Origin of the sequence: Brevundimonas sp. UBA5713, from assembly GCF_002419815.1 — a bacterium.
In the GTDB taxonomy this organism is placed as follows: domain Bacteria; phylum Pseudomonadota; class Alphaproteobacteria; order Caulobacterales; family Caulobacteraceae; genus Brevundimonas.
In genome coordinates this window covers 1-14133 of the sequence record NZ_DIGV01000036.1, presented here as the reverse complement: position 1 = coordinate 14133, position 14133 = coordinate 1, and the positions used below count along the sequence as shown (strand labels likewise).

The following is a 14133-nucleotide window of genomic DNA, read 5'->3' as shown; positions in this document are numbered from 1 at the left end:
TACCTTCGTGGGCTCGGATAATACCGGCTCTGGCGTCATCGGTAGCCGTAACGTGGGTCTGGGTCAGGCTTCACTGTATAGGACCGTCGGCAACGTCAATACCGGCGTCGGCCATCAGGCCGGTCAGAACTCAAACGGCGATGCCAACGTTGCGGTCGGTAGCGCTGCCGGCTCTTGGCTGAACGGCACGAACAACATCGCCATCGGCCAGATCGCAGGTGCAGGTGGTAACTCGTCCAGCCGTCTCACGGCCGACTACACCACTTCGATCGGCACCGCCGCGCGTTCAGTTGCCAACTACGGTATCGCTATCGGCTCCGGCGTGGACAATAACGGCGTCATCAGCGCTGGTGCCATTACGGCTGGTGTCGGCGGCATTGCCATCGGTTCGAACGGTGTGAGGGGCGCTCGTGCCGATGGCGCGAACGCCCTCGCCCTCGGTGCCGAGTCCCGTTCCTACGTCGACGGTGCCATCGCCATTGGCTACCAAGCCGCGGCACAAGCCGCTGACACCGTCTACATCGGCGTCGGCGCAGGCGCTAACGGCCTTCCCACCAACTGGCGCACTGTCGCCGTTGGCTCCGGCGCCGGCAGCTCCTCCAACGGCGAGGACAATTCGTTCTTCGGCCACCAATCCGGCGTCTCGACCGTGGGTAGCGAAAACGTCGGCGTGGGTGACTTCAGCCTTTACGCCTCCGACGGCTTCTACAACACCGGTCTGGGTAGCCAAGCTGGCCGCAATGTCACCGGCGGCGCGAACACCGCCGTGGGCGTCGAGGCGGGTAGCTACCTGATCGGCGCAGGCAATACCGCCGTCGGTTCGGATGCCGGCAAGGGAACGGATTCCGCACCTCGCGAAGTCAACAACAGCACCTCCATCGGTAATAAGGCAGACGCTGAATCCGATGAATCGGTCTCCATCGGTTACCAGTCAACCGCAGTGGGTGTGGGCTCTCTGGCTGCCGGTTCGAACAGCAACGCTGACGGTCTGGACGCCATCGCCCTCGGTAACGGCGCGAATGCCTATGGTGACTCGACCATCGCGGCAGGCCGCAGCACGGCAGACGGCATCGGCGCTATCGCTATCGGCACCGGTCTCGAAGTTGAAATGCTGAACGGTATTGGCATCGGCAACGACTTCGACATTGACGGTGAAGGTGCCATCGGTATCGGCACCGGTCTTCGCGTTGACGCTCTGAACGCGACCGCAATCGGTACTGAAGCGTGGGCCCGGGCAGAAAATGCGGTAGGTATCGGCACCAACTCGCAAGCGACTGCCGAAGGCGCTATCGCCATCGGCTCTTCGGCCACTGCTGAAGGTTTGGCTGGCCTTGCCATTGGTACGGGCGCAAAGGCGGTAGGTGCGAATTCGATTTCGATCGGTAACGGCAATACCGTTAACGGTGAGAACTCAGGTGCCATTGGCGATCCGAGCGTCATCGACGGTGCCAACTCCTATAGCGTCGGTAATAACAATACGATTGGCCTGGGCGCAGATAATGCCTTCGTCCTCGGTAACGACGTCAACATCGCAGCCGGCATTACCAATGCGACCGCACTGGGCAATGCCTCGCAGGTGAACGCTGCAGGCGGCGTGGCACTGGGTTCGGGTTCGATCTCGGATGCTGCGGTGGCCACGACCGGCACAACCATCGGCGCGACCAACTACACCTTCGCAGGTGCGGCTCCGACGTCGTCGGTGAGCATCGGCTCGGCAGGTAGCGAGCGGACCCTGACCAATCTGGCGGCGGGCCGCCTGTCGGCGACGTCCACCGATGCCGTCAACGGCTCGCAACTCTTTGCGACCAATCAGGCTGTTTCGGCACTGGCCGCCACGACTGGCAAGGTTCCCTATGTCAGCATCAATCGTCCAGGCGCGCCTGCAGGCAACTTCAACTCGGACGGCGCGACCGGCGGCAATGCTATTGCCATCGGCCCCGATGCAGGCGCAACGGGTAACAATACCGTAGCACTGGGCAATAATGCCAAGGCCACGGGGAACGAAGGCATCGCAATTGGCCTGAACTCTGTGGTGAGCGGCAACGCAGGCCTCGCCATGGGTAACAACGCGCAGGCCGCACGTCTGAGCACTTCACTGGGTGCCAACACGCTTACGGTCGGCGAACGTGCGACCGCTCTTGGCGAGCGTTCTCAAGCCCTGGCCAACAACGCGATTGCTGCCGGTAGCGACGCTGTCGCCAGCGGCGTCCGTTCGATCGCTATCGGTAATGGTACACGGGCTGTTGGTGCCGACAGCACAGTGATCGGACGCAATGCCGGTATAGACTCAACGGCTGCAGCAGTCGACCAGCTTGCGCTGGGCCAAAACTCGGGTCGCAGTGTCGATGGTTTCGGCAATATCTCGGTTGGCAAGAACTCCGGTCAATCTGTCGTCGGTAACCGGAACACCGCGATGGGCGATGGGACCGGCACTGATGTAACCGGCAGCCGCAACGTGGCGGTTGGTGATAATGCGGGCAAGTTCGTCACCGGCGGATACAATGCCGCTTTTGGTGCCGAGGCAGGCCAGCAGGTCACAGGTGTCCGTAACCTTGCCGTCGGCGCACAAGCTGGCTCCACTGTCACGGGTGAATACAACGCTGCCTTCGGTGAGTCCGCTGGTCGTGACGTTGAAGGCAACGGTAACCTCGCCTTGGGCCGCGGTGCCGGTTCCAATATCACCGGTTATGGTGTCTTCTCGAGCGGCGGCCACAACAACGTAGGCATCGGCCGTAACGCAGGTAGCGACGTCGCCGGTTCGCGTAATGCGGCACTGGGCTTCAATGCCGGTATTGGTGCAGGCGGCAATAACAACACGTCGTTTGGCTCGTTTGCCGGTAACAACGTATCTGGCAACTTCAATATCGCCCAAGGTTACTGGGCTGGCAGCAATGCTACGGGCCAACTGAACGTGGCCACGGGCTTTGGTGCCGGATCCTATGTCACCGGCAATAGCAATATCGCCATCGGTAACGAGGCCGGCACACTCGCCCGCGCTTCGGAAAGTGTCATTGACGGCAGCCTGAACGTCACGACCACCACGCCGCTGGACGTCGATTTTGCGGTTGCAGTCGGTTCGCGAGCCGTCTCCCAGGTCGACTCCGGTGTCGCCATTGGCTCGCTTGCAAATGTCACTGGTGCCCGTGGTCTGGCTATTGGCGCAGGTTCTTCGTCCACGGAAGCGCGCAGCATCGCACTGGGTGATAATGCGACCACAACTGCCGCAGTGGGAACCAGCAGCGCCACCCTGCACGGCACCACCTACAACTTCGCAGGTGCGGCTCCGGTGGGCACCCTCAGCATCGGTTCGGCTGGTGACGAGCGCACCCTGACCAATCTGGCCGCAGGTCGCTTGACGGCGGACTCTACGGACGGGGTTAATGGTTCGCAGTTGTTTGCAACCAACCAGGCTCTTCAGCTGCTGTCGGCTACCTCCGGCTCGGCCCACTACTTCAGCGTCAACGACGATGGTGTCCAGAAGGGTAACTACAACTCCGACGGCGCAACCGGAATTGACTCGGTCGCTATCGGCCCAGATGCTTATGCTGAGGCGGCTAACGCAACAGCGCTGGGCTCCGGCGCGATTGCCGAAGGTGCCGACAGCCTGGCCATGGGATCATACAACTCGGCCGAGGGCGCTGCATCGCAAGCTGTCGGTTACGACAACGAAGTTGTATCCGATAATTCCGCTGCATTCGGCACGAGCAACCTAGCCTATGGTGAAGGCTCGCTTGCTATGGGCACGAACAACATTACCCAGGGTGCCTTCTCACAAGCCATTGGCGTAGAGAACTATACGACTGGCGAACAAACCACTGCTCTTGGCTACATGAACCACGCCGACGGTATTAGATCGCAAGCCATCGGTTTTGAAAACGAGTCTATCGGTGAATATAGCCTCGCCTTGGGTTCAGATAACACAGCCGAAGGTAACGAAAGCTTGGCTATCGGTATCGGCAACGGGGTCGATAGCGAACATGCGATATCCCTCGGGGCATATAACGAAACACAAGCCGAAGGTGGTATAACCATTGGTCGCTACAATGATGTTGAGGGCCTGGATTCGATCGCCATCGGCACAAGAAATGATGTTGAGGGGAATAATGGTGTCGCTCTGGGTTCCAACTCGGTAACCGCCGCCGCTGTGGGTACCGCTTCGACCACTCTGCAGGGCACCACCTACACCTTTGCAGGTGCGGCTCCGGTCGGTACCGTCAGCATCGGCGCAGCGGGTAGCGAACGCACCCTGACCAACGTCGCAGCAGGCCAGCTTTCGGCAACCTCTACCGACGCCGTCAACGGCTCGCAGCTGTTTGCTACCAACGAGGCCTTGAACACCCTGTCGACCTCGGCAGCCGCCGGCTGGAACATCAGCGCTGATGGTGCCAACGCCACAGCCGTCGGCACGGGCAGCACGACCGGCAACGCGGTGGATCTGTCGAACACCGACGGCAACCTTGTTGTCGCCAAGACGGCCACATCCAATGATGTGACCTTCGATCTGGCCGATGATCTTTCCATCGCCAATAGCGTCAGCGTCGGCGGCAACGTCATCAATACGGCGGGCGCCACCTTCAACACCCTGAACGCCGGTGGCGGCCAACTGGTGGTGAACAACACCGGTGGCTATTACACCGGCCCGATTACCGACGATAACCATCTGGTCAACAAGGCCTATGTTGACGACTCCATCGTCGCTGCCTCGGGCAATGTGAATATCGGCTTTGCGGGTAATCAGGGCGGTGTGGTCCGTCGTACCAATGGTCAGGACGTCGCCATCGTCGGCGAGGCCACGACCGACGGCGACTACTCGGGTGAAAACATCCGTACCGTCACCGATGCGGCCACCGGCTCCGTCCAACTGCAGATGGCCGAGGCACCGCGATTTGGCGATGTCACGGTCAACGACGGCGGCACGGGACGTATCACCGGCGTCACCGCAGCCATCTTGTCGAACACCAGCACCCACGCCGTTAACGGCAGCCAGCTTGTGGCTCTGGGCGACAGCTTCGCGGCGGCGATCGGCGGCAACTCGGCCTATGATCCCACGACGAACAGCTTCACCGCCCAGATTGCGATCGGCGATGTGGTCTACAACAACGTGCAGGACGCCATCCAAGCCGCAATGCGCACCGCTAATGGTGGCACCGGCGGCAATGGCGGCTGGTCGCTGAATACCGGCGCAACCGGCTCGGGCGTGGTGAACAACAGCACCCCGACCACCATCGCACCGGGCGGCTCGGCCACCTTCACGGCGGGCGACAACATTGTCATGACGCAGAACGGCTCGGAAGTTCAGATCGCGGTCAACCGCAACCTGAACAATATGGAGAGCATCTCCATCGCCAATGGCCCGACCATCAATGCCAACGGCATCGACATGAACAACCGCCGGATCACCAATCTGGCTGATGGTGTCGATCCGGGTGATGCCGTGAACATGCGCCAGTTCAACGCCGGTCTGACCGATACGCTGAACAAGGCCAACATCTATACCGACAACGCTGTTGCGCGTCTGGGCGGCCAAATCGATGACTTCCGTCGCGACGCCAGCGGTGGCACGGCGGCAGCCATGGCGATGGGCACCCTGCCCCAGGCCTATCAAGCCGGTGCCAACGTCGTCGGCATGGGCATCGCGGGCTGGGGTGGCGAGCAAGCGCTGGCCGTGGGTTACTCCCGCGCCACCAGCGATGGCCGCTACATCCTGCGCGCTTCGGGTACCTACAACACCCGTAACCAAGGCGGTGCTGCTGTCGGCATCGGCTACCAGTGGTAACCACCGGCTAATACAGCCATGGAGAAGGGGGGGGTTTNNCCATGGAGAAGGGCGGGATCAAACGATCCCGCCCTTTTTTGCGGGCAGTGCAACACACCCGCGCGCCAACCGTTACGCTTCCAACGCGGCCTCTGTGCCCTTCCGGAACTATAAGAATGAAAAAGCTTTTCGCCTGTTCGCTTATGGCAATGACGATTGGAGTGATCACTTTTACCACTCTAATGGCCAGCCCGCGTCACGCGCTGGCGCAAGCCAACAACCCAGATGCCTATATTCAGGCAGGCCTGGGCATTGTCTCGGCCATCGACCGCTATGAGATGGGCGCAGTTTGGGATTCCGCCTCTGCGATCATGAAGTCATCCGTGCCTCAGGACCGCTTTATCGCCAACATCGCCCAGCGCCGCGCCCAGTTGGGCACCATCCGCAACCGCGAATGGATGTCCGTAACCAAGGTGCCGATTGCCACAGCCGATGGGTCCCTGCCCGCCGGCCAGTACGTATCGGTGCGCTTTGCTACCGCCGGCAACAACGGCAAGGTCATGGAAGAAGTCATCTCCTTCCGCTTTGACGACGACGGCCAGTGGCGTCTGGTCGGCTATACCCTCAACTAAGCCTCAGCGGGCCCGCATCAGAATAAAGCGGGCCTCGCGTTCGGCTTCATGCAGCCGATCTTCGGCGCGGCGCACAGCGCGGTGGGCGCGCTCCAACTCGTCGCGGACCTCGCGTATACGGCGGCGGATCTGCTCACGTTCTTCACGGCTCAGATCGTCCTGACGCAGTTCATCCTGCTTGGCCTCCAGCTTCTTCTCGCGATCCCGCACCCGCGCAATGGCCGAGTTCAACTCGCTCTCGGCATCGGCGACCAGCTTCTCGGCCTCATAGATGACGCGCCCGTCCTCATAGGCGGCCAGAAAAGCCCCCTCGTCCGCCGGGCGCACACCCCGTTATAGCTGTCGCCACGCCGTCCGCGATCATAACCGCTCTACGGTGTGCAATACTGGCGCAAGCCCTGCTCGCGCGCCGAGTAATAGGCCGAGACATTGGGCGTCACGCCATGTTTGGCGCAGGCCTTGGCATGATCATCCAACCGATCCGAACGCAGACCGTTCAGCCCGTCCTGATAGCCTCGACCACCCCAGTCACCCACCAGACACTGATCCGCGCTCATGGTCTCGCAGCCCGACAGCCACAGACCGCCGGCCAAAGCCACCGCTGACACCCACACCCACCGCATGCCCAATGCTCCTCAAGTCCCTATCGCCCTCTGTCTAGGATCACACTTCGGGCCAAAGCCATGCTATTTCGCCTCATGGCTCCTGAATATTTGCTGACAGAAGACGATCCGGCCGGCGCTGACGCCGATATCCTCGAAGGCGAGATCACCGGGGTTGGCGCACGGCTGGACAAGGCGCTGGCCGAAGCCTTCCCGTCCCTGTCACGCGCCCGCCTGCAAACGCTTCTGGCCGAAGGCGCGGTTAGCAAGGACGGCATTGTCATCACCTGTGGCAAGGCCAAGGCTCAGGCAGGAAGGTATCAAATAGCCCTGCCGCCCGTCGCGCCTGCCGACCCGGAGGCGGAAAACATTCCCCTGACGGTCCTTTTCGAAGACGACCACCTGATCGTCATCGATAAACCCGCGGGCATGGCCGCCCACCCCGCACCGGGTTGCGAACGCGGCACCTTGGTCAATGCGCTATTGTTTCACTGCGGCGACAGCCTGTCCGGCATTGGCGGCGTCGCCCGCCCTGGGATCGTCCACCGGCTGGATAAAGACACCTCTGGCGTCATGGTCGCGGCCAAGAGCGATGAGGCGCACAAGGGCCTGTCCGCCCTGTTCGCGGCCCACGATATCGAGCGCACCTACACCGCTCTGGTGCGCGGCTGTCCCTCCCCCTACAGGGACCGGATCGAAACTCTGATAGGCCGCTCGCCGCATGACCGCAAAAAGATGGCCGTGCTTAAATCCTCGGGCCGAAACGCCATCACCGACTATGTGGTCCAGCAACGCTTTGGCCTGCCCGCCAAGGCGGACCGCGCGCCCATGGCTGCGCGCGTGGCCTGTACCCTGCACACCGGACGCACCCATCAAATCCGCGTGCACATGGCTTCAAAAGGTGCCCCGCTTTTGGGCGATCCCGTCTATGGCTCAGGTGCCCCCGCCGCCCCTGTGCGCGAGGCCTTGGAGGCCCTGAACTTCCGTAGACAGGCCCTCCACGCCTCGGTTCTCGGTTTCGTCCACCCCGTCAATCGGCAGGCCCTGCGCTTCGAAACCGCTCTGCCTGCAGATATGCAGGCGTTGCAGGACCATCTTGCCGCACTTGATTAGCAACAAACGCTGTGCTAGTTAAATCGCACGCCGAGACGGCTTGTATGACGCCCGACACCCGTGGGCAAAAAAGGCAGAACGGACACCCTTTCGCCTCTTTAAATTCATGCAACAGATTGCCATCTCTAACCATTGAGGGGCGTGGACGTGGTGCACAGTGGTGGCCACGACCGAGGTGCCTGCTCTAGCTTTCGGTCGGAGGGACCACATGGCCAATAACACTTTGACGGTAATGTCGCCTGAACAGGGACTGTCCCGTTATCTGTCGGAAATCCGCAAGTTTCCGATGCTCACCAAAGACGAAGAGTTCATGCTGGCCAAGCGCTGGTCTGAACATCAGGACCCCGAAGCGGCCCACCGTCTGGTGACATCGCACCTTCGCCTCGTGGCCAAGATCGCCATGGGTTATCGCGGCTACGGCCTGCCGATCGGCGAAGTCATTTCCGAAGGCAACGTGGGCCTGATGCAGGCCGTCAAAAAGTTCGATCCGGACAAAGGCTTCCGTCTGGCCACCTATGCCATGTGGTGGATCCGCGCCTCGATTCAGGAATACATCCTGCGTTCGTGGTCGCTCGTGAAAATGGGCACCACCGCCGCGCAAAAGAAGCTGTTCTTCAACTTGCGCAAGGCCAAGAGCCAGATCTCGGCGTTCGAGGATGGCGACCTGCTGCCCGAACACGTCGAACAGATCGCCACCAAACTGGGCGTAAGCGAGCAAGACGTCATCGACATGAACCGTCGCCTCGGCGGTGACTCGTCGCTGAACGCGCCTATGCGCGCGGACGGCGAGGCCGAATGGCAAGACTGGCTGGCCGATGATGATGCTGTCAGTCAAGAAACCCAGTTGGCTGACAACGAAGAGCGCGACATCCGCATGACCCTCCTGCAAGAGGCCATGGAAGAGCTGACGGACCGCGAAAAGCACATCCTGACCGAGCGTCGTCTTAAGGATGATCCGGTCACTCTCGAAGAGCTGGCAGGCCAATACGGCGTCAGTCGCGAGCGCGTCCGCCAGATCGAGGTTCGCGCGTTCGAAAAGCTGCAAAAGGCCATGCAGGCCGCCGCCATGGAACGCAATCTGGTCGACGCCTAAGCGTTCTGGATCGGGTACCTAACAAAAAGGGGCATCCCGCACGGGGTGCCCCTTTTTTCTATCCGGCGCGGGCAAAGGTCTCTGGCGCGGCTTGCGCCAGAACCGTCCTCACAGGCCCCATCAACTCCTGAAGGCTGACACGGCCCAAATCCAGTTCCGTATCCAGTCCCGCTGCGGCAATCGCCAGCGCCGCATCGCCCTGCTCCACCGCCAGCTTTTTCAGAATGCGTGACTGCTCGCGAATAGCCCGTACAGCCTGCGCCGGATCCGCGTTAAACTGCGTCAGCGCCGACGCCAGAATCCGCATGGCCTGATCCTTGGTCGCCACCTGCGTGGGCACCGTATTGCCGGCATCCTGCTTGCGCTTGCGGGGCCCTGCATAGTCGGTCGAGTTGAACCGGCGCCGGTCCGGCCCGACATAGCCCACAGCCTCGACCCAGTTGCGCGGCTTGGTCGCCAGATTCTCGATCCGGCGGTAAAGGTCGCCACTGGTAAACGGTTTGCGCAGGAATTCATGAACGCCGGCATCGCGCGCGCCCTTGATGGCGCTCGCCGTCGCTTCTGCGGTGACCATCATGATGGGCGCACGACGGCTGGACAGGCTCGAACGGCGGATACGACGCGCCAAGGCCTCGCCATCCAGCTGCGGACCGGAATGCTCAATCACATACAGACCCGGCTCCATTTCACGGGCCAGATCGATGATGCGATCCTGATCGGATTCAATCGCGATATCGCGGCTGCCAAACCCCTTCAGCAGGTCGGACATCAGCCGTGCCGCCGCCGGATTGGGGTCCACGATCACCACACGGCGCACCACGGGCGCGATCTTCTGCATCGACTTGTTATCAAGCGCGAACAAGGCTGGCCTCCTGTCAGAAAGCCAGCCTTGCCATAAGCGTGTAAAAAATCTGTTTTCCGCAGCACTTGCGGGCGAGATTCTTATTCGAACGGATCGCGCATCAGAATGGTGTCGTCACGCTCGGGGCTAGTCGACAGCAGAGCCACCGGCGCACCGATCAGTTCTTCGATACGGCGCACATATTTGATGGCATTGGCGTTCAGGTCCTTGAAGCTACGGACACCGCCCGTGCTCTCATCCCAGCTATCCAGCTCCTCAAACACCGGCTCGGCCGCTGCCTGTTCCTTCAGGCTCGACGGCAGATAGTCCAGCACCTCGCCATTCACGCGATAGCCCACGCAAATCTTCAGCGTCTTCAGACCATCCAGCACGTCCAGCTTGGTCAGGGCGATGCCGTGGATGCCATTGATCGCCACCGACTGGCGCACCAGCACAGCATCGAACCAGCCGCAACGACGCGCACGGCCCGTGTTCACACCCACCTCGCGACCGACAGTCGCCAGATGCTCGCCGATCTCGTCGTTCAGTTCACAGGCAAACGGCCCTTCGCCCACGCGTGTCGTATAGGCCTTCACAATGCCCAGCACATAGCCCACGCCGCTGGGGCCCAGACCCGAGCCTGCCGCGGCCTGACCGGCCACCGTGTTGGAGCTGGTCACATAGGGATAGGTGCCGTGGTCCACATCAAGGAAAGCGCCCTGCGCCCCTTCGAACAACACGCGCTTGCCGGCCTTCTTGGCCTGATCCAGCACGCGCCATGCCGGCTTCACATAGGGCAGAATCTTCGGCGCAATATCCAGCAGCTGCTTCAGCAAGGCGTCAGGATCGATCGGCTCCAGCCCCAGACCCGCGCGCAGCGGATCATGGTGCGAGCGCAGACGCTCGATCTTGACCTTCAGGTCTTCCTCATTGGCCAGATCGCACACGCGGATCGCGCGACGGCCGACCTTGTCCTCATAGGCCGGACCGATGCCTCGACCGGTCGTGCCGATCTTCGCACCCGGAGCCTTGGCCGCCGCCTCGCGCGCCACATCCAGCGCGGGGTGGATCGGCAGGATCAGACAGGCATTGTCAGCGATCGTCAGAATATCCGGGCCGATATGCACCCCCTGGGCTTCGATCTTTTCGATCTCGTTGACCAGGTGCCACGGGTCCACGACCACACCATTGCCGATAATGGACGGCTTGCCTTGCACCACGCCCGACGGCAGCAATGCCAGCTTGTAGACCTTGCCATCGACCACCAGAGTGTGACCGGCATTGTGGCCGCCCTGAAAACGGACAACCATATCCGCACGATTGGACAACCAATCGACGATCTTGCCCTTGCCCTCGTCGCCCCACTGGGCGCCGACTACCGCAACATTAGCCACTGCACTGATCTCCGCGAGTAAAACGCGGTAGCAGCCTATAACCCTTGAATCGCTTGCTGTCGCCCGTCAGCAGACGGAATTATCCGATTTCCGCCACAGCGGTCTCAAACGCCCATTCCAGCCACGGTCCAGCGGCCACAACATCAGCGGTCTCCACCGTCGATCCGCACCACAGGCGCAGGCCGGGCGGCGCATTACGGTGCGGCTCCATATCGAACACCGCCCCCTCGCCTTCCAGCAACGCCTTGAACCGCTTCACAAAGGCCTTCTGGCCCTTCTCGTCCAGAGCCGCCACCCGATCATCGGTAAACTTCAGACATACCGAGGTGGTCGAGCGGATATCCTTGCGCTGCGGCAAGAAATCGATCCACGGGGTACGTTCCACCCATGCGCTCAGCGCTGCATAGTTGGCATCGGTACGTGCAATCAGAGCCTCCAGCCCGCCGATCGCCTTGGCCCACTCCAGAGCATCGATCCAGTCCTCGATGGTCAGCACCGAATAGGTGTTGATCGCCACCCCATCGGCTAAGGCACGATCAAACTTGCCGTCCTTGCCCGTCAGACGCAGCACCTTGGGGACGGGCCATGCCGGAACATTCTCGTCCAGACGCGCCACCGCGCGCGGCGACAGCACCATCACGCCAATACCCGCTTCCCCGCCCAAGGCCTTCTGGAAGCTGAACGTCACTACATCCAGCTTGTCCCACGGCAAGGGCTGCGCAAACGCCGCCGAGGTCGCATCACAGATGCTCAGACCTTCACGGTCATCCGCGATCCAGTCCCCGTCCGGCATTTTCACGCCAGACGTCGTGCCATTCCACGGGAACACCACATCGTTTGACCAATCCACCGCCGACAGGTCCGGCAACTCACCCCACGGGGCCTTCACCACCGTCGGGTTCAGCTTCAGATGGTCCTTCACATCCGAAGCCCACGTTAGGCCGAAATTTTCATAGGCCACCACCGTTACCGGCTTGGGCCCCAGCATGCCCCACAGCGCCGCCTCGACCGCACCGGTATCCGACCCGGGCGTGTACAGCATCACATAGTCATGCGGCGGGTTCAGCACTTCGCGCGTCAGGCGCAGCCCATAGGCAAACCGCTCAACCACCTCCGGCGCGCGGATGCCGCGCCCCTGCAGGTTCTCCGGCAGTGCCGACAGCTTATAGCCCAGACGCTTGGCGGTCGGCCCCGCCGAAAACCACGGACGTTCAGGTTTCACTTGCGGCTTGGCAGTCATATCCGGCCTCGGAACAGAATGGATCAGCGGTCCTTAAGACTCACCCGTCACAGAACACCGCCCTGCCATAGGCCATCACTTGCCCGGCGTGTAGGGGCGATTTTTGCGCCAGTCCTCGGCAAACCGCACCAGCAGGTCATCCGCCTCTTCCGGCAGCGTCACCACCAGCTTGGCCAGCAGGTCCCCACGGCGTCCCTCGGCATAGGCCCCACGCCCCTTCAGACGCAGCACCTTGCCAGAGTTCGAGCCCTTGGGAAGGCTCATCACCACCTTGCCATCGGGGGTAGGCACCTGAACCTTGCCCCCCAGCACCGCATCGGGCACCGAAATCGGCAGGTCCATCGTCAGATTGGCCCCGTCGCGGCGATACAGTGGATGCGGCAACACCCGCAGCTCGATCAATGCATCCCCCGGCGCAGACCGCCCCGGTGCGCCCTGTCCGCGCAAACGCACCACCTGACCGTCAGCTGCCCCCTTGGGGATAGCCACATCCAGCATCCGTCCGTCCGAGAACTGGATCCGGCGTGTCGTGCCCGCAATCACCTCTTCCAGACTGACGTCCAGCGTGGCGCGGATGTCCTGCCCCTTGCCGCCGCCAAAACCGTTTCCGCGACCGCCAAATCCGGCAAACAGGTCCGACAGGTCGATATCCTCGAACCCGCCGCGATTGCCTGATCCACCAAAGCCCGAGAACCCGCCCGCGGCCCCGCCACGGCTACCGCCGCCAAAACCGCGAAACTGCTCGCGACCATCCGCATCGATCTCGCCGCGATCAAACTTCGCCCGTTTCTCGGCATCGCCCAGCAAGTCAAAGGCCGCCGTCACGCGCTTGAAACGCTCTTCGGCAGCCTTGTCGCCGGGGTTCTTGTCAGGATGAAGCTCCTTCGCCAGCTTGCGAAAGGCCTTCTTGATCTCTTCGGCGCTTGCGCCCTTGGAAACACCAAGCTCCTTATAGGGATCGCCAGCCACGCTCATCTCGCTCCGGGGTGATAAACTACTCCAGTGCGTCAGTTAGGGCATCGATGCCGCCCCCGAAAGGGGTCATCTCATCCAAGAGGGTAAACAGCCGCCTCGCCCCAGCCGGTGATCTCCCCCCATTGCGCGATCAGGATACGATCCTGCACGCCATTCCCCAGCGGAAAATCGCCTGCCAGCTCGGCCTGTGCATAAATGGCCTGAGCTCCCTCCACCTCCCACTGACGCACTACGCTTTCGCCCGACATCACCGTCAGCCTGAACCGCTGCGGGTCGACGCCTGCCCCCTCATAGTTCCAGTCCTCCGCCCCCAATCGGCTCTGCGGGACCCAAGCCAGCGCCAGCCCGTCATCGCGCATCTGTCCGCGCACATGCACCGGACGCCAGGGCCTCGCCTGCTCACGCCGCCACGCGAATTCGACCTCGGTGAAGTCGGCCCCGCCGGGCGGCAGCCCCTGCGGCCCCACGCGCCACAAACGCCCCAGCCC

At 62.0% G+C, this 14133-nt stretch carries 10 protein-coding genes and 1 pseudogene; 4 read left to right on the top strand and 7 right to left on the bottom strand.

What is annotated here, in order from left to right:
- Nucleotides 1-7: 7 nt before the first annotated feature.
- Entirely contained in the window at nucleotides 8-5776 is a 5769-nt protein-coding gene (locus B3B04_RS08865) for a YadA-like family protein (protein ID WP_292042048.1), read from the top strand.
- Between the two features lie 200 nt (nucleotides 5777-5976).
- Entirely contained in the window at nucleotides 5977-6387 is a 411-nt protein-coding gene (locus B3B04_RS08860) for a DUF4019 domain-containing protein (protein WP_292042047.1), read from the top strand.
- A gap of 3 nt (nucleotides 6388-6390) precedes the next feature.
- On the opposite strand, the gene B3B04_RS08855 is transcribed toward B3B04_RS08860, so the two are convergent.
- Both B3B04_RS08855 and B3B04_RS08850 read right to left on the bottom strand, forming a co-directional pair.
- Entirely contained in the window at nucleotides 6391-6714 is a 324-nt protein-coding gene (locus tag B3B04_RS08855) for a hypothetical protein (RefSeq protein WP_292042046.1), read from the bottom strand.
- Between the two features lie 44 nt (nucleotides 6715-6758).
- Nucleotides 6759-7010, bottom strand: a complete 252-nt coding sequence (locus B3B04_RS08850) for a DUF2799 domain-containing protein (RefSeq protein WP_292042045.1) — start codon at nucleotides 7008-7010, stop codon at nucleotides 6759-6761.
- A 60-nt stretch (nucleotides 7011-7070) separates the two neighbouring features.
- Between B3B04_RS08850 and B3B04_RS08845 the strand changes: the two genes are divergently transcribed.
- Complete coding sequence (locus B3B04_RS08845) at nucleotides 7071-8102, top strand: RluA family pseudouridine synthase (RefSeq protein WP_409516054.1); 1032 nt, start codon at nucleotides 7071-7073, stop codon at nucleotides 8100-8102.
- 208 nt (nucleotides 8103-8310) lie between these two features.
- On the top strand, nucleotides 8311-9195 hold the full coding sequence (gene rpoH, locus B3B04_RS08840) for an RNA polymerase sigma factor RpoH (protein ID WP_292042043.1): 885 nt from the start codon (nucleotides 8311-8313) through the stop codon (nucleotides 9193-9195).
- A 58-nt stretch (nucleotides 9196-9253) separates the two neighbouring features.
- On the opposite strand, the gene B3B04_RS08835 is transcribed toward rpoH, so the two are convergent.
- The 5 genes and pseudogenes from B3B04_RS08835 to B3B04_RS08815 form a co-directional block, all read right to left on the bottom strand.
- Entirely contained in the window at nucleotides 9254-10057 is an 804-nt protein-coding gene (locus tag B3B04_RS08835) for a response regulator (RefSeq protein ID WP_292042042.1), read from the bottom strand.
- 80 nt (nucleotides 10058-10137) lie between these two features.
- Nucleotides 10138-11430, bottom strand: coding sequence for an adenylosuccinate synthase (locus tag B3B04_RS08830; protein ID WP_292042041.1), 1293 nt, complete (start codon nucleotides 11428-11430; stop codon nucleotides 10138-10140).
- A gap of 79 nt (nucleotides 11431-11509) precedes the next feature.
- Entirely contained in the window at nucleotides 11510-12670 is a 1161-nt protein-coding gene (locus B3B04_RS08825; RefSeq protein WP_292042039.1) for a phosphoserine transaminase, read from the bottom strand.
- 75 nt (nucleotides 12671-12745) lie between these two features.
- A complete protein-coding gene (locus B3B04_RS08820) occupies nucleotides 12746-13639 on the bottom strand; it encodes a DnaJ C-terminal domain-containing protein (protein ID WP_292042121.1) in 894 nt (297 codons plus the stop codon).
- A gap of 77 nt (nucleotides 13640-13716) precedes the next feature.
- A pseudogene (locus B3B04_RS08815) lies at nucleotides 13717-14133 on the bottom strand (baseplate multidomain protein megatron); the annotation flags it as partial.

Bases quoted from the DNA above. Each gene is read 5' to 3' on its own strand.
- B3B04_RS08825 (WP_292042039.1), bottom strand. From the start codon at position 12,670: ATGACTGCCAAGCCGCAAGTGAAACCTGAACGTCCGTGGTTTTCGGCG.
- B3B04_RS08850 (WP_292042045.1), bottom strand. From the start codon at position 7,010: ATGCGGTGGGTGTGGGTGTCAGCGGTGGCTTTGGCCGGCGGTCTGTGG.
- B3B04_RS08845 (WP_409516054.1), top strand. From the start codon at position 7,071: ATGCTATTTCGCCTCATGGCTCCTGAATATTTGCTGACAGAAGACGAT.
- rpoH (WP_292042043.1), top strand. From the start codon at position 8,311: ATGGCCAATAACACTTTGACGGTAATGTCGCCTGAACAGGGACTGTCC.